This is a genomic window from Paenibacillus lentus (genome assembly GCF_042714055.1).
Classification (GTDB): Bacteria; Bacillota; Bacilli; order Paenibacillales; family Paenibacillaceae; genus Fontibacillus; species Fontibacillus lentus_A.
Genome location: NZ_JBHGVC010000046.1, coordinates 1 through 310, shown reverse-complemented (window position 1 = coordinate 310; position 310 = coordinate 1). Strand labels below are relative to the sequence as shown.

Genomic DNA, 310 nt, shown 5'->3' with positions numbered 1-310 from the left:
AATCCTCAGCCGCTCCACATCCAGCGGCCCTTCCACCTCGATAAACTCCGAGATGTTATAGCTCGTCCCCATTTGTTCGAACTGCTCCAGAATATACAGCCGCTTCTGCGCGGACGACAGCGGATAGCTCTCCCGCTCCTCCACACACTCCAGCCGATGATACTGCTGGATCTCCGCCTGCTCGATATATGCCGCCTGCTGCTCCACCGTCGTTCGCTCGAACAGGCTTCGCAGCGGAACGCTCACTTCAAACTGCTTGTGGATATGGGACGCCAGCATAGTCGCTTTAAGCGAATGCCCTCCCAGGGCA

Annotated in this window: 1 protein-coding gene; it reads right to left on the bottom strand. The window is 57.4% G+C overall.

The genetic code is table 11. The annotated features are described in order from the left end of the window. A partial coding sequence (locus ACE3MQ_RS27380) for a phosphopantetheine-binding protein (RefSeq protein WP_379398785.1) occupies nt 1–310 on the bottom strand: 310 nt, incomplete at both ends.